23 protein-coding genes are annotated in these 25,062 nt (G+C 73.3%); 10 read left to right on the top strand and 13 right to left on the bottom strand.

What is annotated here, in order from left to right:
- Positions 1-129: 129 nt before the first annotated feature.
- The 10 genes from PIR53_00580 to PIR53_00535 all read left to right on the top strand — a co-directional run bounded on the left by PIR53_00580 (position 130) and on the right by PIR53_00535 (position 8,985).
- A complete protein-coding gene (locus PIR53_00580; GenBank protein ID WZH52512.1) occupies positions 130-1,200 on the top strand; it encodes an ABC transporter substrate-binding protein in 1,071 nt (356 codons plus the stop codon).
- A complete protein-coding gene (locus PIR53_00575) occupies positions 1,197-2,027 on the top strand; it encodes an ABC transporter permease subunit (GenBank protein ID WZH52511.1) in 831 nt (276 codons plus the stop codon). The genes PIR53_00580 and PIR53_00575 overlap by 4 nt, the downstream gene beginning before the upstream one ends.
- Positions 2,024-2,857 carry an ABC transporter permease subunit gene (locus tag PIR53_00570; GenBank protein ID WZH52510.1) on the top strand — a complete coding sequence of 278 codons (834 nt, stop codon included), beginning with the start codon at positions 2,024-2,026 and terminating at the stop codon, positions 2,855-2,857. Before PIR53_00575 ends, PIR53_00570 begins: the two co-directional genes overlap by 4 nt.
- Positions 2,858-2,897: 40 nt before the next feature.
- Positions 2,898-3,641: an ABC transporter ATP-binding protein gene (locus PIR53_00565; protein ID WZH52509.1), complete on the top strand. Its 744-nt coding sequence runs from the start codon at positions 2,898-2,900 to the stop codon at positions 3,639-3,641.
- Positions 3,638-4,645 carry an amidohydrolase family protein gene (locus PIR53_00560; GenBank protein WZH52508.1) on the top strand — a complete coding sequence of 336 codons (1,008 nt, stop codon included), beginning with the start codon at positions 3,638-3,640 and terminating at the stop codon, positions 4,643-4,645. Before PIR53_00565 ends, PIR53_00560 begins: the two co-directional genes overlap by 4 nt.
- Positions 4,638-5,873, top strand: a complete 1,236-nt coding sequence (locus PIR53_00555; GenBank protein WZH52507.1) for an FAD-dependent monooxygenase — start codon at positions 4,638-4,640, stop codon at positions 5,871-5,873. Before PIR53_00560 ends, PIR53_00555 begins: the two co-directional genes overlap by 8 nt.
- Positions 5,874-5,899: 26 nt before the next feature.
- Positions 5,900-6,334 carry a hypothetical protein gene (locus PIR53_00550; GenBank protein WZH52506.1) on the top strand — a complete coding sequence of 145 codons (435 nt, stop codon included), beginning with the start codon at positions 5,900-5,902 and terminating at the stop codon, positions 6,332-6,334.
- A gap of 24 nt (positions 6,335-6,358) precedes the next feature.
- Positions 6,359-7,012: a hypothetical protein gene (locus PIR53_00545; GenBank protein ID WZH52505.1), complete on the top strand. Its 654-nt coding sequence runs from the start codon at positions 6,359-6,361 to the stop codon at positions 7,010-7,012.
- A 111-nt stretch (positions 7,013-7,123) separates the two neighbouring features.
- A complete protein-coding gene (locus PIR53_00540) occupies positions 7,124-8,557 on the top strand; it encodes a gluconate:H+ symporter (GenBank protein WZH52504.1) in 1,434 nt (477 codons plus the stop codon).
- A complete protein-coding gene (locus PIR53_00535; GenBank protein WZH52503.1) occupies positions 8,554-8,985 on the top strand; it encodes a universal stress protein in 432 nt (143 codons plus the stop codon). Before PIR53_00540 ends, PIR53_00535 begins: the two co-directional genes overlap by 4 nt.
- 21 nt (positions 8,986-9,006) lie before the next feature.
- Here the strand turns inward: PIR53_00535 and prfB are convergent, their stop codons facing one another.
- From prfB to PIR53_00470, 13 genes are all read right to left on the bottom strand, one after another.
- Positions 9,007-10,125: a peptide chain release factor 2 gene (gene prfB, locus PIR53_00530; GenBank protein ID WZH52502.1), complete on the bottom strand. Its 1,119-nt coding sequence runs from the start codon at positions 10,123-10,125 to the stop codon at positions 9,007-9,009.
- A gap of 159 nt (positions 10,126-10,284) precedes the next feature.
- A complete protein-coding gene (locus PIR53_00525) occupies positions 10,285-11,736 on the bottom strand; it encodes a DUF222 domain-containing protein (protein ID WZH52501.1) in 1,452 nt (483 codons plus the stop codon).
- Positions 11,737-11,972: 236 nt separating this feature from the next.
- A complete protein-coding gene (locus PIR53_00520) occupies positions 11,973-12,569 on the bottom strand; it encodes a GrpB family protein (protein ID WZH52500.1) in 597 nt (198 codons plus the stop codon).
- Positions 12,570-12,576: 7 nt separating this feature from the next.
- On the bottom strand, positions 12,577-14,214 hold the full coding sequence (locus PIR53_00515; protein ID WZH52499.1) for an ABC-F family ATP-binding cassette domain-containing protein: 1,638 nt from the start codon (positions 14,212-14,214) through the stop codon (positions 12,577-12,579).
- Between the two features lie 31 nt (positions 14,215-14,245).
- Positions 14,246-15,163, bottom strand: a complete 918-nt coding sequence (locus PIR53_00510; protein WZH52498.1) for a pseudouridine-5'-phosphate glycosidase — start codon at positions 15,161-15,163, stop codon at positions 14,246-14,248.
- Complete coding sequence (locus PIR53_00505) at positions 15,160-16,224, bottom strand: winged helix-turn-helix transcriptional regulator (GenBank protein WZH52497.1); 1,065 nt, start codon at positions 16,222-16,224, stop codon at positions 15,160-15,162. The genes PIR53_00510 and PIR53_00505 overlap by 4 nt, the downstream gene beginning before the upstream one ends.
- Positions 16,225-16,286: 62 nt before the next feature.
- Complete coding sequence (araA, locus tag PIR53_00500) at positions 16,287-17,804, bottom strand: L-arabinose isomerase (protein WZH52496.1); 1,518 nt, start codon at positions 17,802-17,804, stop codon at positions 16,287-16,289.
- A 38-nt stretch (positions 17,805-17,842) separates the two neighbouring features.
- A complete protein-coding gene (locus PIR53_00495; protein WZH52495.1) occupies positions 17,843-18,520 on the bottom strand; it encodes an L-ribulose-5-phosphate 4-epimerase in 678 nt (225 codons plus the stop codon).
- A complete protein-coding gene (gene araB / locus PIR53_00490) occupies positions 18,517-20,226 on the bottom strand; it encodes a ribulokinase (protein WZH52494.1) in 1,710 nt (569 codons plus the stop codon). Before araB ends, PIR53_00495 begins: the two co-directional genes overlap by 4 nt.
- Positions 20,227-20,273: 47 nt before the next feature.
- Positions 20,274-21,293: a LacI family DNA-binding transcriptional regulator gene (locus PIR53_00485; protein ID WZH52493.1), complete on the bottom strand. Its 1,020-nt coding sequence runs from the start codon at positions 21,291-21,293 to the stop codon at positions 20,274-20,276.
- Positions 21,290-22,339: a sugar ABC transporter permease YjfF gene (gene yjfF / locus PIR53_00480; protein ID WZH52492.1), complete on the bottom strand. Its 1,050-nt coding sequence runs from the start codon at positions 22,337-22,339 to the stop codon at positions 21,290-21,292. Before yjfF ends, PIR53_00485 begins: the two co-directional genes overlap by 4 nt.
- On the bottom strand, positions 22,336-23,439 hold the full coding sequence (locus tag PIR53_00475; GenBank protein ID WZH52491.1) for an ABC transporter permease: 1,104 nt from the start codon (positions 23,437-23,439) through the stop codon (positions 22,336-22,338). The genes yjfF and PIR53_00475 overlap by 4 nt, the downstream gene beginning before the upstream one ends.
- Positions 23,432-25,030, bottom strand: coding sequence for a sugar ABC transporter ATP-binding protein (locus tag PIR53_00470; protein WZH52490.1), 1,599 nt, complete (start codon positions 25,028-25,030; stop codon positions 23,432-23,434). Before PIR53_00470 ends, PIR53_00475 begins: the two co-directional genes overlap by 8 nt.
- Positions 25,031-25,062: the final 32 nt, after the last annotated feature.

Genomic DNA, 25,062 nt, shown 5'->3' with positions numbered 1-25,062 from the left:
GGATCCGAGCGTACTTGTGTGGACGCCGACATTGCCGTGCGCGTTGCCGACGGCGGAGTGTGGACCCATCGCGTGACTGCCGTCACAGCCACGTGACCGTCCACCACCCCGTTCCACCAGGAGCGTCCCTTGAGCACCTCATCACCCCCGGCCCGCCGCCTCGGCGCCGTCGCCGTCGCCGTCGCGCTGCTGGCCGGCAGCGGCTGCGCCGCCGGCCTCGGCGGGCCCGCCTCGTCGCGGGCCGCCCGCGACGGCGTCATCCGCTTCACCTTCGCCCCCGACCCCGTCTGGGACCACCTCGCCGACACGGGACTCCTCGAGGAGTTCGAGGAGGAGACCGGCATCGAGATCGAGACCTCCGCGACCTGGGACGAGTTCGGGCTCTTCGCCGGAGGGCACGCCGACATCATCTCGTCGGCCTCCTTCGAGGTCCCCGGCCTCGAGCAGCAGACCGAGCGCGACACCGTCATCATCGGGCGCTACAACTCCGAGCGCAGCCGCCTCCTCGTGCGGTCCGACGACCCCGCCGAGTCCGCCGACGACCTGCGCGGCAAGCGCGTCGGGGTCTTCACGACCGTCTCGGGGACGCTCGTCTGGGGAGCCCTGCTCGAGCAGATGCACGGGCTCCGCCTGACCGGCGACGACGCGGACGTGGAGCTGGTCGTCGCCGACATCCAGAACCTCTCGGGCCTGCTCGCCCGCGGCGAGATCGACGCCTGCATCTGCTACCCCGACCTCTCCGCGAAGGAGCTGCGCGAGGGCAGCGTGCGTGCCCTGTACGACGGGCGCTCCTCGGCGGACCTCTTCGCCGAGCTCGAGGCCCCCGGCCACGACGGCCCGATGGGCAACGTCTTCGTCGCGCAGCGCGACTGGGTCGACGAGCACCCCGAGGAGGTCGAGGCCTTCCTCGACCTCTGGGAGCGCGGCCTGGAGGAGTGGCACGCCCACCGCGACGAGATCATCGCGGCCTACCCGCAGCACTTCGCCGTGTCCTCGCCCGAGGACGTCGCCTTCATGCAGGAGTACGTCGCGGAGCACGACTGGGTCGTGGACGACGTGCGCTTCGACCAGCGCTGGGCCGACGACGAGGCGGCCGTCTTCGACCTCCTCCGCTCGACGGGGCTGGCCGATCCCGACATGCCCGACCCCGCCTTCCGGCCCTCGGGCCCGGCGGACACGGAGACGGGAGCCACCCCGTGAGCGCCCCGACCGCCCCGGCGCCCGCACCGCGGGTGACCACGCCCCGACCGGCGCCGCGCCCGCGCCGTACCGCTGCCGGGGCGCCGCGCTGGCTCGTGTCCTCCGCCACCGGCGTGCTGGCCCTCGTGCTGTGGGCCCTCGTCGCGGCGTGGGTCGACGACCCGATCGTGCCGACGCCCCTCGAGGTCGCCGTCGCCGTCGCCGACGTGGTCGGCAGCGGGGCCGCGGTGGAGCACTTCGCGGCGAGCATCGTGAAGATCCTGGCCGGGTTCGGGCTGGCGCTCGTCGCCGGCGTCCCGATCGGGTTCGTCATGGGGCGCAGCCGGTTCGCGACGAGCTACTTCTCGCTGCCCCTCTTCGTGCTCGGCAACGTCCCGGGCCTGACCTACGCGGTGTTCGGCCTCGTCGTGTTCGGCGTCGGTCCCGCCGGTCCGATCGTCGTCTCGGCCCTCGTCGCGACGCCCTTCGTGGCCCTCAACGTCGCCGAGGGCACCCGCTCCGTCGACGGTGACCTCCTCGCGATGTGCCGCGCCTTCGACCGCCGGCCGGCCGACGTCGTGCGCCACCTCTACGTCCCCGCGCTCGCGAGCTTCGTCTTCGCGGGCATCCGCTACGGGTTCGCCATGGCGTGGAAGGTCGAGGCCCTCACCGAGGTCTTCGGCGCCAGCAACGGCGTCGGCTTCATGATCCGCCGCGCCTACCAGGAGTTCCACGTCGCCGACATGCTCGCGTGGACGGCCCTCTTCATCGTCCTCATGGTGCTCGTGGAGCGCGCGCTCGCGTTCGGCGAGGACCGCCTCTTCGCCTGGCGGAAGGAGCTGCGATGACCGTCGCGCCGCCCACCCCCACCCCGTCGTCCACCCCGGTCCGCCCGGTCGCCGCCCCCCGCCGGGCCGGCCCGCGCCTCACGACGGCCCACCTGACCGACCTGCTCGCGGTGCTCGCCGCGGTCGCGACCGTGCTCGTCGGGTGGTGGCTCGCCACCGTCGTCGGCGAACGCGTGCCCTCGGCCGGCGAGGCCGTCGACCGGCTGCGCTCGGAGCAGGCCGCCGGCGAGCTGTGGGGCAACCTGGCCGTCAGCATGAACCGGTTCGTGCTGGGCCTCGCGGTCGCGCTCGTGGTCGGCGTCGCGCTCGGCGTGCTGATGGGCCTGTCCCGCCTCGCCGATGCCGCGCTCAGCGACCTGACGATGGCGGCGCTCGCCGCGCCGGCGGTCATCTGGGCGCTGCTGACCACCATGTGGTTCGGGTTCGGGTGGTTGACCCCCGTCACCACCGTCTTCCTCTCGGCGCTGCCCTTCGTGGTGGTCAACATCGCGAAGGCCGTGCGGGCCGTGCCCGCCGACCTGCGGCTCATGGCCCGCGCGTTCGGGGTCCCCCGTCGCGACGTGCTGCGGCACGTGGTCGCCCCCGCGGTCGCCGGCTCGACCGTCGCCGCCGTGCGCTTCGCCATCATGAGCGCCTGGAACGGCCTCCTGCTCGCCGAGTGGTTCGGCTCGACGTCGGGCGTCGGCTGGCGCTCCCGCTACTGGTACGACGCCAACCAGCTCGACGGCTTCCTCGCCTGGGTCGTCGTCTTCGTCCTCTTCCTCGTCGTCGTCGACCAGCTCGTGCTCGGCCCGGTGGAGCGCTGGGCGACCCGCTGGCGCACCGCCTGACGGCGCCCCCTCCTCCTCCGGCCGACCCGAAAGGACCCCCATGGCCACCATCGAGATCCGCGACCTCGTCAAGACCTACACCGACGCGCGCGGCGGCACCACCCGCGTGCTGGACGGCATCGACCTCACGCTCTCGGGCGAGACCTTCACGTCGATCGTCGGCCCCTCCGGCAGCGGCAAGACCACCCTCCTCAACGTCGTCTCCGGCATCGAGCCGCACACGTCCGGCACGGTCAGCCTGACCGCCGGCGGACGCGACGCGAAGGTCGGGTACGTCTTCCAGGACGCCCGGCTGCTCCCGTGGCGCACGGTGCTGCAGAACCTGGGGTTCGTGCAGTCGGACCGCGCCGGGTGGACCGAGCGCGCCCGGCACTACCTCGACCTCGTCGGGCTGCCCCACGTCGAGGACCGCTACCCCGCCCAGCTCTCGGGCGGTCAGCAGCAGCGCATCGGCATCGCCCGCGCCTTCTCCGTCGAGCCCGACGTGCTGCTCATGGACGAGCCGTTCAGCCACCTCGACGCGATGACGTCTCGGTCCCTGCGGGAGCACCTCGAGCGCATCTGGCTCGAGTCCCGTCGCACCGTCATGTTCGTGACCCACGACGTCACCGAGGCGGTGCAGCTCTCCGACCGGATCGTGGTGCTGGCGCCCGGCGGGCGCGTCCACGAGGTCATCGACGTGGACCTGCCGCGGCCGCGCCGCGCCTCCGACCCGGCGGTCGCCGTGCTGCAGGCCGAGGTGCTCGCGCGGTTCGAGGCGCTCGAGGCGGCGGTGGCCCGATGAGCGGCACCGTGACCGGCGAGCTGCGTCCGGGCGTCGTCGACGTGCACGCGCACTGGTTGCCCGCCGACCTGTTCGCGCTGCCCCCCGGCTCGCCCCTGCCCGCGCTCCGGGACAGCGACGGCGAGCTGCACCTGGGCGACCTGCCGCTGACCATCCCGACCGCGGCGATGAGCGACCTCGACCAGGTCGCCCGCGAGACCGACGCGGCCGGGCTCGGGTCGCGGGTGCTCTCGGCGCCGCCGTTCGCCTTCGGGGTCGTCGACGCCCCCGGGGCGGGCGACTACGCCGACGCGTTCAACGACGCGCTGGTCGGCGCCTGCCGCGACAGCGGAGGCCGGTTCGCCGGTCTCGGGCTCGTGGACCTGCACGACGCGGACCGGGCCGACCGGCAGGTGGCCGCGCTGCGTCGTACCGGGGTCGTGCACGGCATCGCCGTGCCGCCGCTCGTCGGCGCGACCACCCTCGACGCCGGGCCGCTGGCCGGCGTCCTCGCCGCCGCCGCGCGCCACGACGTCGCCGTGCTCGTGCACCCCATGCAGCTGCCGCGACCCGAGTGGGGGTCCTACTACCTCGCCAACCTGGTCGGCAACCCGACCGAGACCGGCACCGCCGTGGCCGCCACCCTGCTCGGCGGCGTGGTGGAGCGGCACCCCGGGCTCCGGATCTGCTTCGTCCACGGCGGCGGGTGCGCACCCGCGCTCCTGGGCCGTTGGCGGCACGGGTGGGAGCAGCGCGCGGAGGTGCGCGGCAGCGCCCGCCCGCCGCACGACGGCTTCCGCGACCTGTGGTTCGACACCCTGACGCACGACCCGGCGGCCCTGCGCCTGCTCCTCGAGCAGGCCGACCGCAGCCACCTCCTCTGCGGCAGCGACCACCCGTTCGACATGGGCACCCCGAAGCCCGTCGACGCCCCGGTCGCCGCCGGCCTCGACCCCGCCCTGCTCGAGGACAACGCCCGTCGGTTCCTCGGCCTCGACCCCCGGAAGGCAGGCACCCATGCCTGAGAACGCGACCGCCTCCGTGCCCCCGGCGCCCGGCAGCCACGACTGGAGCGGCCGCCGCGCCGCCGTGGTCGGCGGCTCGATCGGCGGGCTCACCACCGCCCTGCTGCTGCGGCGCCTCGGCTTCGAGGTCGACGTCTTCGAGCGCACCCCCACGCCGTTGGACGGCCGCGGCGGCGGCATCGTGCTGCAGCCCGACACGATCCGGTGGTTCGACGAGTGCAGCGCCCGTCATCCCGAGGAGGTGAGCACGTCGACGCGGCGGGTGCAGTACCTGGGCGCCGACGACCGCGTGCTCCACGAGGACCCGGTGACCTGGTCCTACACCTCGTGGGGCACCTTCTACTCCGCGCTGCTCGACGACTTCGGCACGGACCGCTACCACCTGGGCCGGGCGGCCACCGGCTTCGCGCAGGACGCGGACGGGGTGGACGTGCGCTTCGCGGACGGCAGCACGACGCGGGCCGACCTCGTCGTCTTCGCGGACGGCATCTCGTCGCCGAGCCGCCGCCGGATCTCCCCCGGCACCGAGCTCCGCTACGCGGGCTACGTCGGGTGGCGCGGCACCGTCCCCGAGCGCGAGGTCGACCCGGCGACGTTCGACCTGGTGCACGACGCCATCACCTACAGCGTCGGGCCGCGCACCCACATCACCCTCTACCCGATCCCCGGGCCCGGCGGGGCGCGCGCCGTGGGCGAGCGGCTGCTCAACTACGTCTGGTACCGCAACGTCGAGGAGGGCGCCGAGCTCGACGAGCTGATGACCGACCGGCGGGGCTTCACCACCAAGGTGTCGCTGCACCCGGGGATGGTCCAGGAGCGGTACGTCGCGGAGATGCGCCGCACGGCCGCCGAGGTGCTCGCCCCGGCGACCGCCGAGGTCGTGCTCCGCACCGAGGAGCCCTACCTCCAGGCCGTGTACGACGCGGGGGTCGACCGCATGGCCCTCGGCCGGGTCGCGCTGATCGGCGACGCCGCCAGCGCCGCCCGCCCCCACGCGGCCGCCGGCACCGCCAAGGCCGCCGCGAACGCCTGGGCGCTCCACGACGCGCTCGCGGAGGGTTCGGGCGACGTGGAGGAGGCGCTCGCCAAGTGGGAGCCCGCCCAGCTCGAGCTCGGCCAGCGGCTGCTGCGCCGCGTGCAGGAGATGGGTGACCGGTCGCAGGTGCACGGCACCTGGGTGCCGGGCGACCCCGACCTGCGCTTCGGGCTCTACGGCCCCGGCCGCTGACCCCCACCCCACCACCAGGAGGACCGATGACGACCGACAGCACCTACCTCACCGACGCGCCCCTGGCCGGCGACGTCGTGGCCCGCGACTTCGACGGCTGGTCCGACGCCTTGCGGGCCGAGTTCGCCGAGCACGCCCACGACGGCCACGTCGGGGGCCGCCTGCTCAGCGAGGACAGCCGGGTCCGCGTCTGGGAGATCCGGCTCGCGCCCGGGGAGCGCTGGCACGCCCACCGGCACGTGCTCGACTACTTCTGGACGGCGATCACCCCGGGCCGCAGCCGGCAGCACACGGCGGACGGCACGACCCGCGAGGTCGCCTACGACGCGGGCGAGACCCGGCACTTCACCTTCGCGGCCGGGGAGTACCTGCTCCACGACATCGAGAACGTCGGCGACCGCGACCTCGTGTTCACCACCGTCGAGCACCTCGACTCGGCCAACGACCCGCTGCCCCTCTGAGGGTCGTGCCCTAGATTCGGGCGGGTGAGCTCGCACCCGACGTCCGCACACCACCGCCGCCGCACCGCCTCCACGGTCGCGGCGGCGGTGCTGCTGCTCGGCCTCGCCGCCTGCTCCGGCGACGACGAGCCGGACGAGGCGGAGCCGACCGTCGCTCCCCCGCCGGCCCTCGCCGACCTCGACACCACGGCGCTCGTCGTGGAGCGCTCGCCCTTCTGCGACGACGTGGACGCCGCCGCCGTGACCGCGGCCCTCGGGGCCGCGGACGACAGCGAGGCGGAGGCCGCGCCGTACTCCTCCGGCGACGCCGTCGACCTCGGCTCCGGCGAGGAGCAGCTCGTCCACGAGCTCGGCTGCCGCTGGAGCGACGGGGCCGCGGAGCCGACGACGGCCGCGGCCTGGGTCTTCGTGCCGCCGGTGCCGCCGGCGGACGCGGAGCAGTACGTCGCGGCGACGCCCACCGACGGCTGCAACGCGCTCGAGGGTCCGGCCTTCGGTGCGCCCACCCTGGCCCTCGCCTGCGCCCTGGACGGGGCCACCGAGGTGTCGTTCCGGGGGCTGTTCGGGGACGCGTGGCTGACGTGCACGCTGACGGCGCCGACGGCCGCGGCCTCCGCGGAGGAGCTCGTCGGGCGCGCCGACGCGTGGTGCGCCGCGGTGGCGGTCGCCGCGTCCTGATCCGGGCGCGACCACAAGTTGGCTTGCGTCCGTTGATTGCTCAACCGTGAAGTGTGGCTCGCACCACGTCAGGCTCGCCTGCGGCCCTGACGACCGCGAGAAACGAGACGCATGCATCCCCCCACGCTCCTGCTCGCCGCCAGCGACGAGCTGCAGCTGTCCTACGACCTCGGTGCCGGCGCGCTGCTCGGCATCGCCGCCGTCGCCGTCGGCGCCCTCCTGGCGCTGATCATCGGCGCGAAGCTGCACCCGCTCCTGGCGCTGGTCATCGTCAGCATCGGCACGGCCTTCGCCACGGGCGTCGAGGCCGCCGACGTGCTCGACGTGCTCCTCGACGGGTTCTCGGGGACCCTCGGCGAGGTCGCGCTCCTCATCGGCTTCGGCGCGATGCTGGCCCGCCTCGTCGAGACCAGCGGCGCGGCGGAGGCGCTGTCCGAGGGCCTCGTGGAGCGACTCGGCGAGAAGCGGGCGCCGCTGGCCCTCGGCATCGCGTCGCTGATCTTCGGCTTCCCGATCTTCTTCGACGCCGCCTTCATGGTGATGCTGCCGATCATCTTCACCGTGGCGCGTCGCGTCGGCGGTGGCGTGCTGCTCTACGCGCTGCCCGCCGGCGCCGCCCTCACCACGATGCACGTGCTCCTGCCGCCCCACCCGGGCGCCGTCGCCGCCACCATCCTGCTCGGCGCCGACGTGGGTCTCGTGATCCTCGTGGGCCTCGTCGTCGCGATCCCCACCTGGTGGGTCGCCGGCTACCTGTACGGCACCTGGATCGGGCGCCGCATCGTGCTCCCCGTGCCCGATGTGCTGATGGGCGGACCCCAGATCGACGCCGCCGATGCCGCCGGGCGGGGTGCGCCGCCGAAGGTGCGGACGTTGCTGCTGCTCCTGCTGCTCCCCCTGGTGCTGATCTTCCTCAACACGGCGGTCACGACCGCGGCCCGCACGGGCGCCGTGTCCGAGGACGCCACCTGGGTGCACCTCCTGCAGCTCGTCGGCTCCACCCCCATCGCGCTGCTGCTGACGGTGCTCGTCGCCTCCTGGGCGCTGGGCACGAAGCGGGGCACCAGCCGCGTCGTCGTCGAGGACCTCCTCGACAACGCCCTCAAGCCGATCGCCCCGGTCCTCCTCATCACGGGCGCGGGCGGCATGTTCGGCGGCGTGCTCATCGCCAGCGGGATCGGCGACGCGCTGTCGGTGACCCTGCAGGACACCGGCCTGCCGCTGATCCTGGCCGTGTTCGTCATCTCCGCGGTCATCCGCGTCGCGCTCGGCACGGCCACGGTCGCCATCACCACCGCGGCCGGCCTGCTCTCCAGCTCCGTGGTCGCCGCCGACCTCAACCCGGTCCAGGCGGCCGCCATGGTCATCGTGCTCGCAGGAGGTTCCTCGGTGCTGTCCCACGTCAACGACGCCAGCTTCTGGCTCATCGGCAAGCTGCTCGGCATGAGCGTCACCCAGACGTTCCAGACCTGGACGGTCGTGAAGACGCTCGTCGGCACCGTGGCCGCCTCGCTCGCCACCGTCATCTACGTGGTGGCGTCGTGAACGCCCCGGTGGTGGTGCTGCACGCACCCTCCGAGGCCGGCGCGGCGGCGCTGCTCAGCGCCGCGCGCCTCTCCCGCGAGAAGGACGCACCCCTGGTGGTGGTCGCGACCTCGTCCGGCGTCGACGACGACCGCTCCGAGGAGGTCGAGCGCGAGGTGGCCGTCGGCCAGGTGACCGCCGTGATCGGCGCGCCCGACGGGGAGACCCCGTGGACCCTCGACCTCGTGCGGCCCGGCGCCGACGCTGCGGCCATGCTCGTCGGCGCCGTGGAGGCGCACGAGCCGCGCCTGCTCGTCATCGGCTCGCGCCAGCGAAGCCCGCTCGGCAAGATGCTGCTCGGCCGCACCCTGCAGCGGCTGCTGCTCGAGGTCAGCGTGCCGGTGCTGGTGGTGAAGGCGGGGCGACCGCTGGACGACGGGACCCCCTGAGGGGTCTCGCCGTCGGCGGGATCAGTTCGACTCGGCCTTCTCGGCGCCGCGGCGCCAGCGGATGCCCGCCTCGAGGAAACCGTCGATCTCGCCGTCGAAGACGGGCGTCGGGTTGCCGGTCTCGTAGCCCGTGCGCAGGTCCTTCACGATCTGGTACGGGTTGAGCACGTAGTTGCGCATCTGGTCGCCCCACGACGCGGCGACGTCACCCTTGAGGTCCTTCTTCAGGGCCGCCTCCTCCGCCTTCTTCAGGGCGAGGAGCTTGGCCTTGAGGACGACCATCGCGGACGCCTTGTTCTGCAGCTGCGACTTCTCGTTCTGGCAGGACACGACGATGCCGGTCGGGATGTGCGTCAGGCGCACCGCGGAGTCCGTCGTGTTGACCGACTGGCCACCCGGGCCGCCCGAGCGGAAGACGTCGGTGCGCACCTCGTTCTCGTCGATCTCGATCTCGTCGGTCTGCTCCAGCACCGGCACGACCTCGACCGCCGCGAACGACGTCTGGCGCCGGCCCTGGTTGTCGAACGGGCTGATGCGCACGAGCCGGTGGGTACCGACCTCGACCGACAGGGTGCCGTAGCCGTACGGCGCGTGGATCGCGAACTCGGCCGACTTGATGCCGGCCTCCTCCGCGTACGAGACGTCGTAGACCTCGACCGCGTACTTGTTGCGCTCCGCCCAGCGCGTGTACATCCGCATCAGCATCTCCGCGAAGTCCGCGGCGTCGACGCCACCGGCGCCGGCGCGGATCGTCACGATGGCCTCACGCGCGTCGTACTCGCCGTTGAGGAGCGTCCGCACCTCCAGCGCCTCCGTCGACTTCCGGAGCCGTGCCAGCTCCGCCTCGGCCTCGGCGAGCGAGTCGGGGTCGCCCTCCTCCGTGGCGAGCTCGACGAGCACGCCGAGGTCCTCGACGCGGCCGCTGAGGGAGGTGAAGCGCTCGAGCTCGCCCTGCAGGGCGGAGAGCCGACCGGTGACGCGCTGCGCGTTCGCCTGGTCGTCCCAGAGGTCGGGAGCCGCGACCTGGTCCTGGAGGTCCGCGATCTCGGCCTTCATCTTCTCGACGTCGAGCACCTGCTCGATGGTGCGCAGCGTCGCGCCGAGCGCTTTGATCTCTTGGTCGAAGTCAGGTCCAGCCACGAGGAGCAAGACTACGGCAGGCCGCGCGATCCGCTGTGGTCGTCGCGGGGGACGGTGCTGCGGGGGCGGTACAGCGCGGGCGGTACGGCGCGGGTGCGGGCATGCTGCGCCGCCCGGCAACGGTGTGTGGGCGGGCGGCGGGATGGTTGATGCCTGCTGTCAGCCGGGTTCTGGGTCGTCGGGCCAGGGGCGGGTGCCGTCGCGGTCGACGAGGTAGCGGAGGCCCATCGGGCTGGTCCAGATGACGGCGCTCGGTGGCTCTCCGTCGTCGGGGTTGGTGGGGCGGTAGGTCCATCTGTTGCCGGTGGTCATCTCGCGGTGGGTCTTCATGCGGTGGTGGCGTCGGCACAGCGGGAACATGTTGCGCGTCGAGGTCTGGCCGGGGGAGCCGTCCTGGTCGTACCGCTCGCAGTGGTCGAGGTCGGCCGTCCGCGAGCTGCGCGTGCAGTACGGGAAGACGCATCTGGGCCAGCGGGCGCGGACGTGGTCGGCGATCCGGTCGGGCGGGCTGTAGCCGTCGACGGCGTCGTCCGTGTTGAGGTCGATGATCGGCTTGACGGTCACGGTCGTGTCCGGGCTCGCGCACCAGGTCTGGACCTGCTCGACCGTGACGACCCCACGAGGCGCGCCCGGGGTGTCGAGCCGGGCCAGGTCGATGCCGGTCATGTCGGTGCAGGCGTCGATGCCCGGCCCGAACCCGTCGAGGCCGCCGGTGATCGCGGCCTGGTCGAGGTGGACGAACAGCACCACCTCACGCCGGGTCCGCTCAGCCGGCCGAGGCTGGTCCTCGTCGTAATCCAGCATCGCGATCCCGTCGCAGCGTCGCGCGATCTCACCGAGTGCCATGGAACGCCGGACGTCGATGTTCGGATCGCACCCCAGCTCGCCCAACTGGCGGGCGACGTGCGCCACGGTGCGCTCCAGTTCGAACGCATCAGCCAGGTCGAGGGAGCCGTGGACGTTCACGGTGCCCCGAAGGGTCCCGGCGACCGGGTCCGCGTAGCCCACGTCGCCGAGGTCGATCGCCAGGTAGCGGTCGCCGTCAGCGGCGTGCCGTTCGGCCTCGGTGGTCTCGGGGTCGAACCGCGCCGCCGCCTCGGCCACCAGCCGATCCACCTCGGGACCGGTGGCCGTGCCCGCGACGTACGCGACATGCCGGTCCACGAACCCCGCACCCTCGAACGTCAACGTCCGCGTCGCCTGCGCGATCCGCCGCCCCCGCCACACATCGACCTCACCCGCAGCAACACGCGCACGCACCCGCGGCAGCCGCCAGCGCAGCTCGACCGCATCCCCGACCAGCCGGCGCGCCGCATCGAAGGAACATCCCCGGGCGGCGGCAACCTCCCCGATGCAGAACTCCGCCACCACCGGCGCACCCGGCCCACCCAGCTCGAGGAACTGATCTCCGGCCAACGCCTCCGCGTACTCGGCCTCGTGCCACTCACCCAGCACCGTGATCGGATCCCCGACCACCGCATCGGAGGTGTGCGCCGCAGCCCAATCGCCCACCGCGACGAACGCAGCCGCCTCCGCCACACGAGCCGCCGTCGTGCGCTCGCGGACCGCGTCGATCAACGCAGTCGCCGTCGTCTGGGTCCCCCGATCCATGCCCCCGAGTTTAGTCGAACAGACGTGCGATCACCACCTCCCGGTGGTGATCTGTGGAAGACCGGTTCTCGCGTCGAGCTTGGAGAAACGGTCCGACCAAACTCGACGCGCCTGCCGCGCCGTACACCCCAACTCGACGCGCCTGCCGCGCCGTACACCCCAACTCGACGCGCCTGCCGCGCCGTACAGCCCAACTCGACGCCTGCCGCGCCGTACACCCCAGCTCGACGCGCGACCTACAGCAACCCGCGCGCGCGGAACGCCCGCTCGAGGATCGCCCGCACGACGGGCTCCTTGCGGGCGTTGTAGTCCATGACCACGCCACCCACCGCGTTCGTCGCCTCCGCAGCGCCGGCCTTCGCCGCGGCGTACCGCTCCACGTCCTCGGGGTGCTCCCGCAGCCAGTCGCGCAGGATGCGGTGGCGCACGACCTCCGGGCAGTCGGGGCCCCAGACGTGCACGTTCGACCGGGGATCGGCGCCCCGGAAGGCCCGGTGCTCGTGCCACCGCGGCTCGCGCAGCTGCAGCACGAAGCCCGCGGCCTCGAGCGCCGACACGTACGCCGCCTCGTCGGTCGGGTGCGCCACCGTCACGTCGACGTCGATCACCGGCTTCGAGGCCAGGCCCGGCACCGCCGTCGACCCGACGTGCTCCACCGCGAGAGCGTCCGCGCCGAGCGCCCCGTCGATCCGCCGGGCCACGCGGGCGAAAGCCAGCGGCCAGCCCGCGTCGTAGGGCACCACCGCGACGTGCTCCACCCTCTCGGGCACGACGCGGTCGACCTGCGCGGGGTCGTAGGCGTAGTGCCGCGTGATCTCCTCCCACCGGATCACCGCGGGATCACCGCCGCTCGACCTGCCCGTCGACGACGTGCCAGTGCTGGTCGAGCGTCACGTTGGCCAGCAGCCGACGGTCGTGGGAGACGAGCAGCAACGCACCCTCGTACGCCGCGAGCGCCGCCTCCAGCTGCTCGATCGCCGGGAGGTCGAGGTGGTTGGTGGGCTCGTCGAGCACGAGCAGGTTGACGCCGCGGGCCTGCAGCAGCGCCATGGCGGCCCGGGTGCGCTCCCCCGGCGACAGCCGCCCGACGAGCGAGGCCACCTGGTCGGCCTTGAGGCCGAACTTCGCGAGCAGGGTGCGCACGTCCGCGGGCGTCCAGTCCGGTACGGCGAGCTCGAACGCCTCACCGAGCGGCAGGTCCTCGGCGAGCCCGGTGCGCGCCTGGTCGATCTCGCCCACGGCGACGGAGACGCCCTGCGAGGCCCGACCCGCGTCGGGCGCGAGGCGGCCCAGCAGGAGCGCCAGCAGGGTCGACTTCCCCGCGCCGTTGGGGCCGGTGATGCCGATCCGCTGCCCGGCGTCGACCTGCACCGACACGGGCCCGAGCGTGAAGCCAGAACGCCGCACCACCGCCGCGTCGAGCGTGGCGACCACCGACGACGAGCGCGGTGCGGCGGCGATCGAGAAGCGGAGCTCCCACTCCTTGCGCGGCTCCTCGACCTCGGTGAGCCGCGCGATCCGCGACTCCATCTGCCGCACCTTCTGGGCCTGCTTCTCCGACGACTCGCTCTGCGCGCGGCGCCGGATCTTGTCGTTGTCGGGGCTCTTCTTCATGGCGTTGCGCACGCCCTGCGAGCTCCACTCCCGCATCGTGCGGGAACGGGCGACGAGGTCGCCGCGCTTCTCCGCGTACTCCTCGTAGGCCTCCCGAGCATGCCGCCGCGCGACGGCGCGGGCGTCGAGGTACGCGTCGTACCCACCGTCGTAGACCGCCACCTGGTGCTGCGCGATGTCGAGCTCCACGATGCGCGTGACGCAGCGGGCGAGGAACTCCCGGTCGTGGGACACGAGCACGACGCCGCTCCGCAGCCCGCGCACGAAGGTCTCCAGCCGCTCGAGACCCTCGAGGTCGAGGTCGTTGGTGGGCTCGTCGAGCAGCACGACGTCGAAGCGGCTGAGCAGCAGCGCGGCCAGCGCCGCCCGGGCTGCCTGCCCGCCGGAGAGCGAGGTCATCAGCGCGTCGGCGCCCACCTCGAGGCCGAGCTCGGCGAGCACCCCGGGCAGCCGGTCGTCGAGGTCCGCGGCACCGCTCGCCATCCACCGGTCGAAGGCCGCGGCGTAGGCGTCGTCGGCCCCCGGCACGTCCGAGCCGAGGTCGGCCGCGGTGCGCTCCATCGCCTCCGTCGCCGCGGCGGCGCCGGTGCGGCGGGCGACGTACGCCGCCACCGTCTCCCCCGGCACCCGGTCGTGCTCCTGGGGCAGCCACCCGACGAACGCGTCGGACGGCGCGAGGTGGACCGTGCCGTCCATCGGCTCGTCGACCCCCGCGAGGAGCCGCAGCAGCGTCGACTTGCCGGCGCCGTTGGCGCCGACGACGCCCACGACGTCACCGGGGGCCACGGTGAGGTCGAGGGCGTCGAAGAGCACGCGATGGCCGTGGCCGCCGGCCACGTCCTTCGCGACGAGGGTCGCGGTCACGGGCGAGAGCCTAGGCGCTCCCGGCGACGGTTCAGCCCGCGTACGCCCGCGCGATCGCCGCACCCAGGCGCGCGTTCGCGCGCACCAGCGCGATGTTGGCGGTGAGGCTCGCGCCGCCGGTGATCTCGACGATCCGACCGAGCAGGTACGGCGTCGCGTCCTTGCCCGTGATGCCGAGGTCGTCCATGTCGGCGAGCGCCTGGGTGATGATCCCGTCGATCTCCGACGCCGGGATCTCGTCCTCGACCGGGATGGGCTGCGCGACGACGACGCCGCCGGCGATGCCGAGGTCCCACTTGGCGCGCATGACGGCGGCGACCTGCTCCGCGCCGTCGACCCGCATCGGGGCGGCGTACCCGCTGGAGCGGGAGAAGAACGACGGGAACTCGTCGCTGCCCTCGACGAGCACGGGCACGCCCAGCGTCTCGAGCTTCTCGAGGGTGAGCCCGATGTCGAGGATGCTCTTGACGCCGGCGCTGACGACGGTCACGTCGGTCTGGCTCAGCTCCGTGAGGTCAGCGCTGACGTCGAACGACTCCGGGGCACCGCGGTGCACGCCGCCGAGGCCGCCGGTGACGAACACGCGGATGCCGGCGAGCGCCGCGAGGCGCATGGTCGCGGCCACGGTGGTGGCGCCGTGGACGCCGCGCGCCACGACGTACGGCAGGTCGCGCACGCTCACCTTCGCCACGCCGCCGTGGCTGGCGAGCAGCTCGAGGTCGTCCGCCTCGAGGCCGATGCGGGGCACACCATCGAGCACGGCGATGGTGGCGGGCACGGCGCCGTGCTCGCGCACGATGCCCTCGACTTCGGTGGCCATCGCGACGTTCTGCGGGTAGGGCATCCCGTGGCTGATGATCGTGCTCTCGAGGGCGACGACCGGCCGGCCGTCGCGGAGCGCGGCGGCGACCTCGTCGGTGATCCGGAGCATCGGGTGGGGCGTGGTCATGCGTGTCTCCTGACGAGGCGGTCGGTGAGGTCGCGGCGGACGGTGCGGGTGCTGGCGATGGTGAGCGCGGCGGCGGCGTGGCCGTAGGCGGCCGCTGCCACCTCGTCGTCGCCGGAGAGCAGGGCGTGGCAGAAGGCGGCGAGCGAGGCGTCGCCGGCGCCGGTGACGTCGACGACCTCGTCGGTGCGCGCGGCGGGGAGCTCGTGGCGGCCGGTCGGGCCGCTCAGGAGCGAGCCCTCGGCGCCGAGGCGCACCCAGACCCAGGTCACGCCCCGCGCGTGGAGGGCGTCGACGTCGCCGCCGAGCACGGCGAGCTCGTCGCGGTTGGGGGTGATCGCGAAGACCGGCCGCGTGCCGTCGAGCAGCGGGGCGAGCCGCTCCGCCTTGGCGACGCTCACCGGCTCGACCACGACGCGCACGTCGGAGGCCGCGGCCAGGTCGAGCGCGAAGGCCAGGGTCTCGGTGGGCAGGTTGCCGTCGAGCACGACGAGGCTCGCCGCGGCCACGAGGTCGCGGGCGGCGTCGACGTCGGCCGGCGCCAACGCGTCGCTCGCCCGCATGTCGGCGACCGCGACGACGAGCTCGCCGTCGGCGTCGAGGACCGCCGTGTAGGTGCCCGTCGCGTGCGGGCTGCGCCGCACGTGCTCGACGCGCACCCCGGCGTCCGAGGTGGCGGCGAGCACCTGGTCGCCGAGCGGGTCGGCGCCGACGGCGGCGACCAGGTGCGTCCGGGTGCCCAGGCGGGCGAGGTTCTCCGCCACGTTGCGGCCGACGCCGCCGGGGGCGAAGGTCGTCGTGCCCGGGTTGCTCGTGCCGGCGGTCGCGGGCTGGCCGCTGCGCGCCTTCACGTCCATGTTGGCGCCGCCGACGACGACGACCGACGGACCCTCCCCGAGCACGTACCCGCGCCCGAGGATCACGCCCTTCTTGCCCAGGTTGGACAGGTGGACGTTGACGGCGGCCCGGGTCGTGCCCAGCGCGTCGGCGAGGGCCTCCGAGCCGAGCAGCGGGTCGCGGCGCAGCAGCGCGACGATCTCCCGTTCACGCTCGGTCAGGTTCATGCTTAGAACCATAAGGCCGCTTTAGTGCAACAAACAAGCCCTTCTCGGAGACGGATCCAGGATCAGAGCCGCGCCGCCAGGCGGTGGTACGCCGCGTTCCACTGCAGCTCGCGCTGGAAGGCGCGCGGGGTGGTCGACGCATCGATCGTGACCATCTCGACGCCGGTCATCTCGGCGAAGTCGGCGAGCGGCTCGACCCCGATGGCCTTCGACAGCACCGTGTGGTGCGGCGCCCCCGCCATCAGCCACGCCTCCGCCGACGTCGACAGCGACGGCCGGGGCTCCCACACCGCGCAGGCGACGGGCAGGAGCGGGAGGTCCTCGTCGGGCTCGACGCAGTCGATCTCGTTGACGGTCAGCCGGAAGCGGTCGCCCAGGTCGGAGAGACCCGCGACGACGGCCGGGCCCGGGTCGGCCGTGAACCGCAGCCGCACCGGGTCCTCCCGACCGCCGATGCCCAGCGGGTGGATCTCGAGGCTCGGCTGCTGCGTCGTGATGGTCGGGCACACCTCGAGCATGTGCGCGCCGAGGATCTTCTCGTGCCCCGGCACCAGGTGGTAGGTGTAGTCCTCCATGAAGGACGTGCCGCCCGGCAGCGAGCCCGCCATCGCCTTCATCGCCCGCAGCAGCACCGAGGTCTTCCAGTCGCCCTCGCCACCGAAGCCGTAGCCGTCGGCCATCAACCGCTGCACCGCGAGCCCGGGCAGCTGGCGCAGCCCGCCGAGGTCCTCGAAGTTCGTCGTGAACGCGCGGAAGCCCCCGTCCTCGAGGAACGTGCGGAGGCCGAGCTCGACACGCGCGCCGTACCGCAGCGAGTCGTGGCGCTCCCCGCCCGGCAGCAGCGCCGGGTCGACGCGGTAGGTGTCGGCGTACTCCGTCACCAGCTTCGTGATCGCCTCGTCGTCGATCGCGTCGACGACGGCGACGAGGTCGTTCACGCCGTAGGTGTTGACCGAGACCCCGAAGCGCAGCTGCGCCTCGACCTTGTCGCCCTCGGTGACCGCGACGTCGCGCATGTTGTCGCCGAACCGCGCGAGCTTGAGGTGGCGCACCTCGTCACGCCCCACGGCCGCACGCGCCCAGTCGGCCACGCGGGCGGCGACACCGGGCGAGTCGACGTGCCCCGCGACGGTCTTGCGCGCCACCCCGAGCCGGGACTGGATGTAGCCGAACTCCCGGTCGCCGTGGGCGGCCTGGTTGAGGTTCATGAAGTCCATGTCGATCGTCGACCAGGGCAGCTCCATGCCTGCCTGCGTGTGCAGGTGCAGCAGCGGCTTCTGGAGCGCGTCGAGCCCCGCGATCCACATCTTGGCCGGCGAGAACGTGTGCATCCACGTGATGACCCCGACGCACTCGCGGGCCAGGTTGGCCTCGAGCACCTGGCGGTGGATGGCGCCCGCGTCGAGCAGCACCGGCTTCCACACCACGTCGACCGGCAGGTCGGCGACGGCGGCGAGCCGCGCGACGATCCCCTGCGACTGGGCCGCGACCTGGTCGAGCGTCTCCGGACCGTAGAGGGACTGGCTGCCGGTCAGGAACCACACCTCGGGCGTGGGGGCGGAGGACTGCTGGGTGGTCATGGGACTCCTCGAGAGGGATGGGTGCCGGGCCGCGGGGCTCAGCGCTGGCCGTAGACGTTCTGGTAGCGGTCGAAGAGCGCGTCGACCTGCGCGGGCGGGATCGCCAGGGGCTCGCCGAGCTGCCGGGACACGTGCACCGTGCGGGCGACGTCCTCGCACATCACCGCCGCCTTGACCGCCGAGCGCGCGTCCTTGCCGATCGCGAAGACCCCGTGGTTGCGCATGAGCACCGCCGGGGAGCGGCTGTCGCGGAGGGTGTCGACGATGCCGCGACCGATGGAGTCGTCGCCGATCACCGCGAACGGCCCGACGGGGATCTCGCCGCCGAACTCGTCGGCCCCCATCGTCAGCACACACGGGACCGCCTCGCCGCGCGCGGCCCACGCGGTGGCGTACGTCGAGTGCGTGTGCACGACGCCGCCGACGTGGGGCATCTCGCGGTAGACGTAGGCCTGCGCCTCCGTGTCGGAGGACGGCGCGTGCTCGCCCTCGACGACGCGGCCCTCGAGGTCGCAGACGACCATGTTCTCGGGCGTCAGGTCGTCGTAGGAGACCCCGCTGGGCTTGATGACGAGCAGGTCCTGCCCGGGCACCCGGGCCGAGACGTTGCCCGCGGTCCACACCACGAGCTGGTAGCGCGTCAGCTGCTCGTGCAGCGCGCACACCTCGCGGCGCAGCCCCTGGATCGTGCTGCGCACGTCGTCGACGACGGTCATCGCTCTCCTCCGCTCTCGCGCGCCAGGCGTGCCGCGACGGCGGCGCGCCGACCGGCCTTGAGGCGCCGCATGACGGGCGCGCTCCGTCCGAAGTGGTCGTGCAGCGCGACGTACTCCGCGAAGAGGGCGTCGTAGCGCTGCGCGCGGGCCTCGTCGGGCACGAACACGTCGCGCCGCACCCGGCCCATGCTCTTGGCCGCCGACGGCACGTCGGCGTACACGCCCGCCGCGACCGCCGCGTGGATCGCGGAGCCAAGCGCCGGGCCCTGTTCCGAGTCGAGGATCGACAGCGGGAGGCGCGTGACGTCGGCGTACACCTGCATGAGGAGGTGGTTCTTGGCGAGGCCGCCGGCGACGATCAGCTCGTGCACCGGTACGCCGCTGGTGCGGAAGGTCTCGACGATCACCCGGGTGCCGAACGCGGTCGCCTCGAGCAGCGCGCGGTAGACGTCCTCCGGGCGGGTCGCCAGCGTCAGGCCCACGACGAGGCCGGACAGCTCGTGGTCGACCAGCACGGAGCGGTTGCCGCTGTGCCAGTCGAGCGCGACGAGGCCGTGCTCGCCCACCTCCTGCGCGGACGCGAGCCGGGTGAGGTGCTCGTGCACCGACTCCCCCGCGGCGGCCGCGGCCTCGGCGTACGCCGCGGGCACGCCCGTGCGGACGAACCAGCCGAAGATGTCGCCGACGCCGCTCTGGCCCGCCTCGTAGCCCCAGCTGCCCGCGACGATGCCGCCGTCGACGACGCCGCACATGCCGGGCACCTCGCGCAGCACGTCGGCGCTCATGACGTGGCACGTGGAGGTGCCCATGATCGCGACCATCTGACCGGTGCCGGTGGCCTGCGCGGCCGGCGCGCTGACGTGCGCGTCGACGTTGCCGACCGCGACCGCGATGCCCTCGGGAAGGCCGGTCCAGGCGGCGGCCTCGGCCGTCAGCCCGCCGGCGCGGTCGCCGAGCTGGCCGATCGGGTGCTCGAGCTTGTCGGGCACGAACCCCTCGAACCCGGGCGCCAGTGCGGAGAGGAAGTCGGCCGACGGGTAGGCGCCGTCCTGGTAGATGCCCTTGTAGCCGGCGGAGCAGGCGTTGCGGACGTACTGCCCGGAGAGCTGCCAGACGATCCAGTCGGCGGCCTCGACCCAGTGGTCCATCCGGTCGTAGACCTCGCGGTCCTCCTCGAAGACCTGCAGACCCTTCGCGAACTCCCACTCCGAGGAGATCAGCCCGCCGTAGCGCGGCAGCCACGCCTCCCCGCACTCCTCGGCGAGCCGGTTGATGCGGTCGGCCTGCGGCTGCGCGGCGTGGTGGCGCCACAGCTTCACGTAGGCGTGGGGGCGGTCCTCCAGGCCCGGCACCTCGCAGAGCGGCGTGCCGTCGGCGAGCGTCGGGACCATCGTGCAGGCGGTGAAGTCGGTGGCGATGCCGACGACGTCGGCCGGGTCGATGCCGGCGGCGGCGACCGCGGCGGGCACGGCGTGGCGCAGCACCTCCCGGTAGTCGTCCGGCACCTGCAGCGCCCACTCGGGCGGCAGCGCGCCGCCGCCCCCTCCGCCGCTACCGGGGAGCCGGTCGGTGACGACCGCGTGCGCGTAGTCGTGCGTCGCGGTGCCGAGCTCGGCCCCGTCGGAGACGCGGACGACGAGCGCGCGCCCCGAGAGGGTGCCGAAGTCGACCCCGACGACGTACGTCGGGCGTGGGGTCTCGGACAAGGGGTGTCCTTTCGCTGGAGCTGGGCCGGGGGCGGAGGTCAGGAGGATCACGTGGTGCGCGCCGCGGTGCTCGCCCGCACCACCAGCTCGGGGGCGATGAGGCTCTCCGGGGCGGTCGTGGCCCCGATGGCGGAGCGGAGGATCTCGATGGCGCGGCGGCCGACGGCGCCGAAGTCCTGGCGCACGGTGGTGAGCGGCGGGATGAGGTAGGCCGCCTCGGGGATGTCGTCGAAGCCCACGACGCTGACGTCGTCGGGCACCCGCCGACCGGCCTCGTGCAGCGCCCGGAGCAGGCCGAGGGCCATCTGGTCGTTGGCGCAGAACACGGCGGTCACCTCGGGGCGGGCGGCGATCGCCTGCCCGGCCTCGTAGCCGCTCCGCGCCGACCAGTCCCCCGCCACGGGCCGACCGGGGCGCAGGCCGGCGTCGTACATCTCCTGCTGCCAGCCGAGGAGCCGGCCCCGGGCCTCGGTCCAGGTGGACGGTCCGGCCAGGTGCACGATCTCGCTGTGCCCCTGCTCGATGAGGTGGCGCGTGCCGAGCCGGGCGCCGCGCACCTGGTCGACCCCGACGGTCCAGCGGGTCTTGGCGTCGTCGCCCTCGACGACGACGACGGGCACGCCGAGGTCCTCCTGTGCGCGGGCGACCTCCAGGGCGTCGTCGGTCGCGGAGATGAGCACGATGCCCTCGACGCTCTGGGCGCGGAGGTGGTCGATCGCGTCGACGAGCTCGGTGCGCGTCAGGCTCTGCAGGTTGACGGAGCTGACGAAGTAGCCCGCCTCGCGGCCGGCCGCCTGGATGGCCCGGTGCACGGTGCTGGGACCCCAGAAGCCGCTCTTGGAGCCGATGACGCCGATGGTCGCGGAGCGCCGGGTGACGAGGGCGCGGGCAGCGGTGTTGGGGCGGTAGCCGAGCTGGCGGATCGCCTCCTCGACCCGCTGGCGGGTGGCGGGGCGCAGGTTGGTCTGGCCGTTGACGACGCGGGAGACGGTCTGGTGGGAGACGCCGGCCAGCCGGGCGACGTCGGCCATGACCGGCACCCGCGGCTCCGGCCGCAGGGCCGTCACGACTGGCGCCGGGTCATGAGGCGCTGCACCACGACGAAGACGAGCACGAGGAGTCCGATGCTGATGCGGGTCCACCAGGAGCTCAGCGTGCCGTCGAAGGAGATGAAGGTCTGGATGACGCCGAGGACGAGCACCCCGAAGAGGGAGCCCACGACATAGCCCCGACCACCGGTCAGCAGCGTGCCGCCGATGACGACGGCCGCGATGGCGTCGAGCTCCATGCCGACGGCGTTGAGCGAGTAGCCCGACAGCGTGTAGAGCGCGAACAGCAGCCCGGCGAACGAGGCGCAGAAGCCGCTGATCGCGTAGACCCCGACCTTCGTCGCCGCCACCCGCAGGCCCATGAGCATCGCGGACGACTCGTTGCCGCCGATCGCGTAGACCGTGCGCCCGAACCGCGTGCGGGCCAGCACCAGCGCCGCGATCGCGACGGTGCCGAGTGCGACGAGCGACGTGTAGCCCACGTAGTAGCCGCCCGGCAGGTCGACCGTCTTGTAGGCCCACTCCTGGAACGTCGGGTTCGTGATGGGGATCGAGTCGACGCTGATGAGGTAGCAGAGCCCCCGCGCCAGGAACATCCCGGCGAGCGTCGCGATGAAGGGCTGGATGTCGAAGTAGTGGATGAGCAGCCCCATCAGCGTCCCCAGCAGCGTGCCGCAGAGCAGCACGGCGACGACGGAGAGGTACGGCGACCAGCCCATCTCCAACGTCTTGGCGGCGATCACGGTGGAGAGCGCCACGTTGGACCCGACGGAGAGGTCGATGCCGCCCGTGAGGATCACGAACGTCATGCCGACCGCCAGCACGATGAGGAAGCTGTTGTCGAGCAGCAGGCTGAGGAACACCTGCGGGTCGGTGAAGCCCTCGTAGCGCAGCCCGCCGACGCCGAACATGCCGAGGAAGAGGGCCGCGGTGGTGAGCACCGGGAGGTAGCGGCTCGACGGCGCCCAGGTGCGCACGCGCTCCCAGGTCGACGGCTCGCCGCCCCTCCCCGGCGTGGGGCCGCTCGGCGCGACGGACGGACGCGTGACGGTGGTGGTGCTCATGCGGTGGCTCCCTTCGCGGAGCGGGGCGTCAGCGCCGACCGCAGCGAGGCGCGGGCCCGGGGCGACTGGAGGAGGCAGACGAGGATGACCACGACGGCCTTGAAGAGGTAGTTGGCCTCCGACGGGATACCGATCGTCGGGATCGTGCGGGCCAGGGTGGCGATGAAGATCGCGCCGACGAGCGTGCCGGCCAGCGAGAACCGGCCGCCCGCCAGCGACGTGCCGCCGATGACGACGGCGAGGATCGCGTCGAGCTCGATCCACAGGCCGAGGCTGTTCGCGTTCACCGAGCTCGTGTTGGCCGCGATGACGAGGCCCGCGATGCCGGCGCACAGCCCGGCGAACACGTAGACGGTCCAGATGATCGTGCGCGACCGCACGCCGGCGAGCCGGCTCGCCTCGGGGTTGATGCCGACGGCCTCGATGAGCATCCCCAGCGCCGTACGACGCGTGAGGAGCGCCGTCAGGCCGACGACGCCGAGCGCGATGACGAGGGCGATGGGGAGCGTCAGCACGAAGCCGGAGGCCAGGGCCGAGAAGGTGTCGTTGTTGACGGTGGTGATCTGGCCGTCGGTCACGAGCATCGCGAGGCCGCGTCCGGCGACCATGAGCACGAGCGTCGCGATGATCGGCTGGATGCCGACGACGGCGACGAGGAAGCCGTTCCACAGGCCGAGCAGCACGCAGACCGCGAGGGCGGTCGTGCAGGCGATGATCGCCGCGCCCGCGGCGCCCTGGTCGGCGGCCCCCGCGATCTGGGTGCAGGCGATGGCGCCGGCGATGGCGGCGATGGCGCCGACGGAGAGGTCGATGCCCCGGGTGGCGATCACGAGCGTCATGCCGGTCGCGACGAGCATGACCGGCGCGCTGTTGCGGAGGATGTCGATGACGCTGCCGAAGAGGTGGCCGTCCTGCATCCGCACCTCGAGGAAGCTCGGGCTGGCGGCGACGTTGACGGCGAGCAGCACGGCGAGCGCGAGCACGGGCCACAGCAGGTGGTGGGCGGCGACACGGGCGGCGAGCGAGGGCCGGCCGGGGCCGGACTCCCCCGCCGGCGGGGACGCCGCGGTCTCCGGCACCGGGGTCAGGGTCTCAGGCACGGGCCGCCTCCTCCTCGGAGCGGGCCTCGCCCGCGATGATCTCCAGCACGTCGCTGACGCTGACGCCGTCGTTGCGGCGCTCGGCGATCTTGCGGCGGTCGCGCATCACGACCAGGCGGTCGGAGAGGCGCAGCACCTCCTCCAGCTCGGCGGAGATGAAGACGACGGCCATGCCCTTCGACGCGAGGTCGGCCACGAGCGCCTGGATCTGCGTCTTGGCGCCGATGTCGATGCCGCGGGTGGGCTCGTCGAGGATGAGCAGGTCGGGCTGCGTGATGAGCCAGCGCGCCAGCAGCACCTTCTGCTGGTTGCCGCCCGACAGGTTCCGCATCAGGGCGTGCGGGTCGGCGGGCCGGATGTCGAGCGCCTCGATGTACTGCGCCACCAGCTGCGTGCGCATCGCCTGCGGGATCGGCCGGAGCCAGCCGCGGGAGGCCTGGAGCGCGAGCAGCATGTTGTCGGCGACGCTGAGGTCGGCGATGACGCCCTCGCCCTTGCGGTCCTCGCTGGAGAACGCGATCTTGCGGTCGATGGCGTGCCGTGGGCTGCGCCACCGGCGGCGCGAGGAGCGCGTCTCGAGGGCACCCTCGTCGGCCGTGTCGGCGCCGAAGAGCAGGCGGGCGAGCTCGGTGCGGCCGGAGCCCAGGAGCCCGGCGACGCCGATGACCTCGCCCTCGTAGAGCTCCAGGTCGGTGGCCTCGAGCGAGCCGCGCCGTCCGAGGCCGACGGCGGTGAGCAGCGGCGTACCGCGGTCGGCGGCGGTGCCGGCGGGATCGCGGTCGAGCTCGTCGAGCACGGCGAGGTCGCGGCCGATCATGAGCTGCACCAGCTCGAGCTGGGTGGTCGTGGCGACCATCCGCTCCTCGACGAGGCGGCCGTTGCGCAGCACGGTCATGCGGTCGGCGATCGCGTAGATCTGGTCGAGGAAGTGGGAGACGAAGACGATGGCGACGCCGTCGGCGCGCAGGCGCCGCATCACCTCGAAGAGCTTCTCCACCTCGTCGGCGTCGAGGCTCGAGGTGGGCTCGTCGAGGATGAGCACGCGGGCCTCGACGTCGACGGCCCGGGCGATCGCGACGAGCTGCTGCACGGCGATGGGGTGGTCGCCGAGGGTCGAGCGCGGGTCGACCTCGAGGCCGAGGCGCTCGAGCGTGGCGCCGGCCTGGCGGTTCATGGCCCGGTGGTCGATCATCCCGAGCCGACGCGGCTCGCGGCCGAGCATCATGTTCTCGGCCACCGTCAGGTTCGGCACCAGGTTGACCTCCTGGTAGACCGTGCTGATCCCGGCCGCCTGCGCCGCGGCGGGCGAGGAGAACTCCTGCGGCTGCCCGGCGACGAGGATGGTGCCGGCATCGATGGAATAGACGCCGGTGAGCGCCTTGATGAGCGTCGACTTGCCCGCGCCGTTCTCCCCCATGAGTGCGTGCACCTCCCCGGGGTAGAGGCGCACCGCCACGTCGGAGAGCGCCTTCACGGTGCCGAACGTGATCGAGATGTCGCGCATCTCGACCACGGGCTCGACCCCGGGGTCGGCTGCGGGGCTCGTGGCCGTGCCCGCGCCGGGGTCCGGCGGGGCGTCCGTCTGCGTCATGGTCGTCTCCGAGCGGTGGGGTGCTGGGGCTG

Origin of the sequence: Nocardioides alkalitolerans (assembly GCA_038184435.1) — a bacterium.
GTDB classification, from domain to species: domain Bacteria; phylum Actinomycetota; class Actinomycetes; order Propionibacteriales; family Nocardioidaceae; genus Nocardioides; species Nocardioides alkalitolerans_A.
The sequence above is the reverse complement of the archived record's forward strand: the minus strand, read 5'-3'. Positions and strand labels throughout refer to the sequence as shown.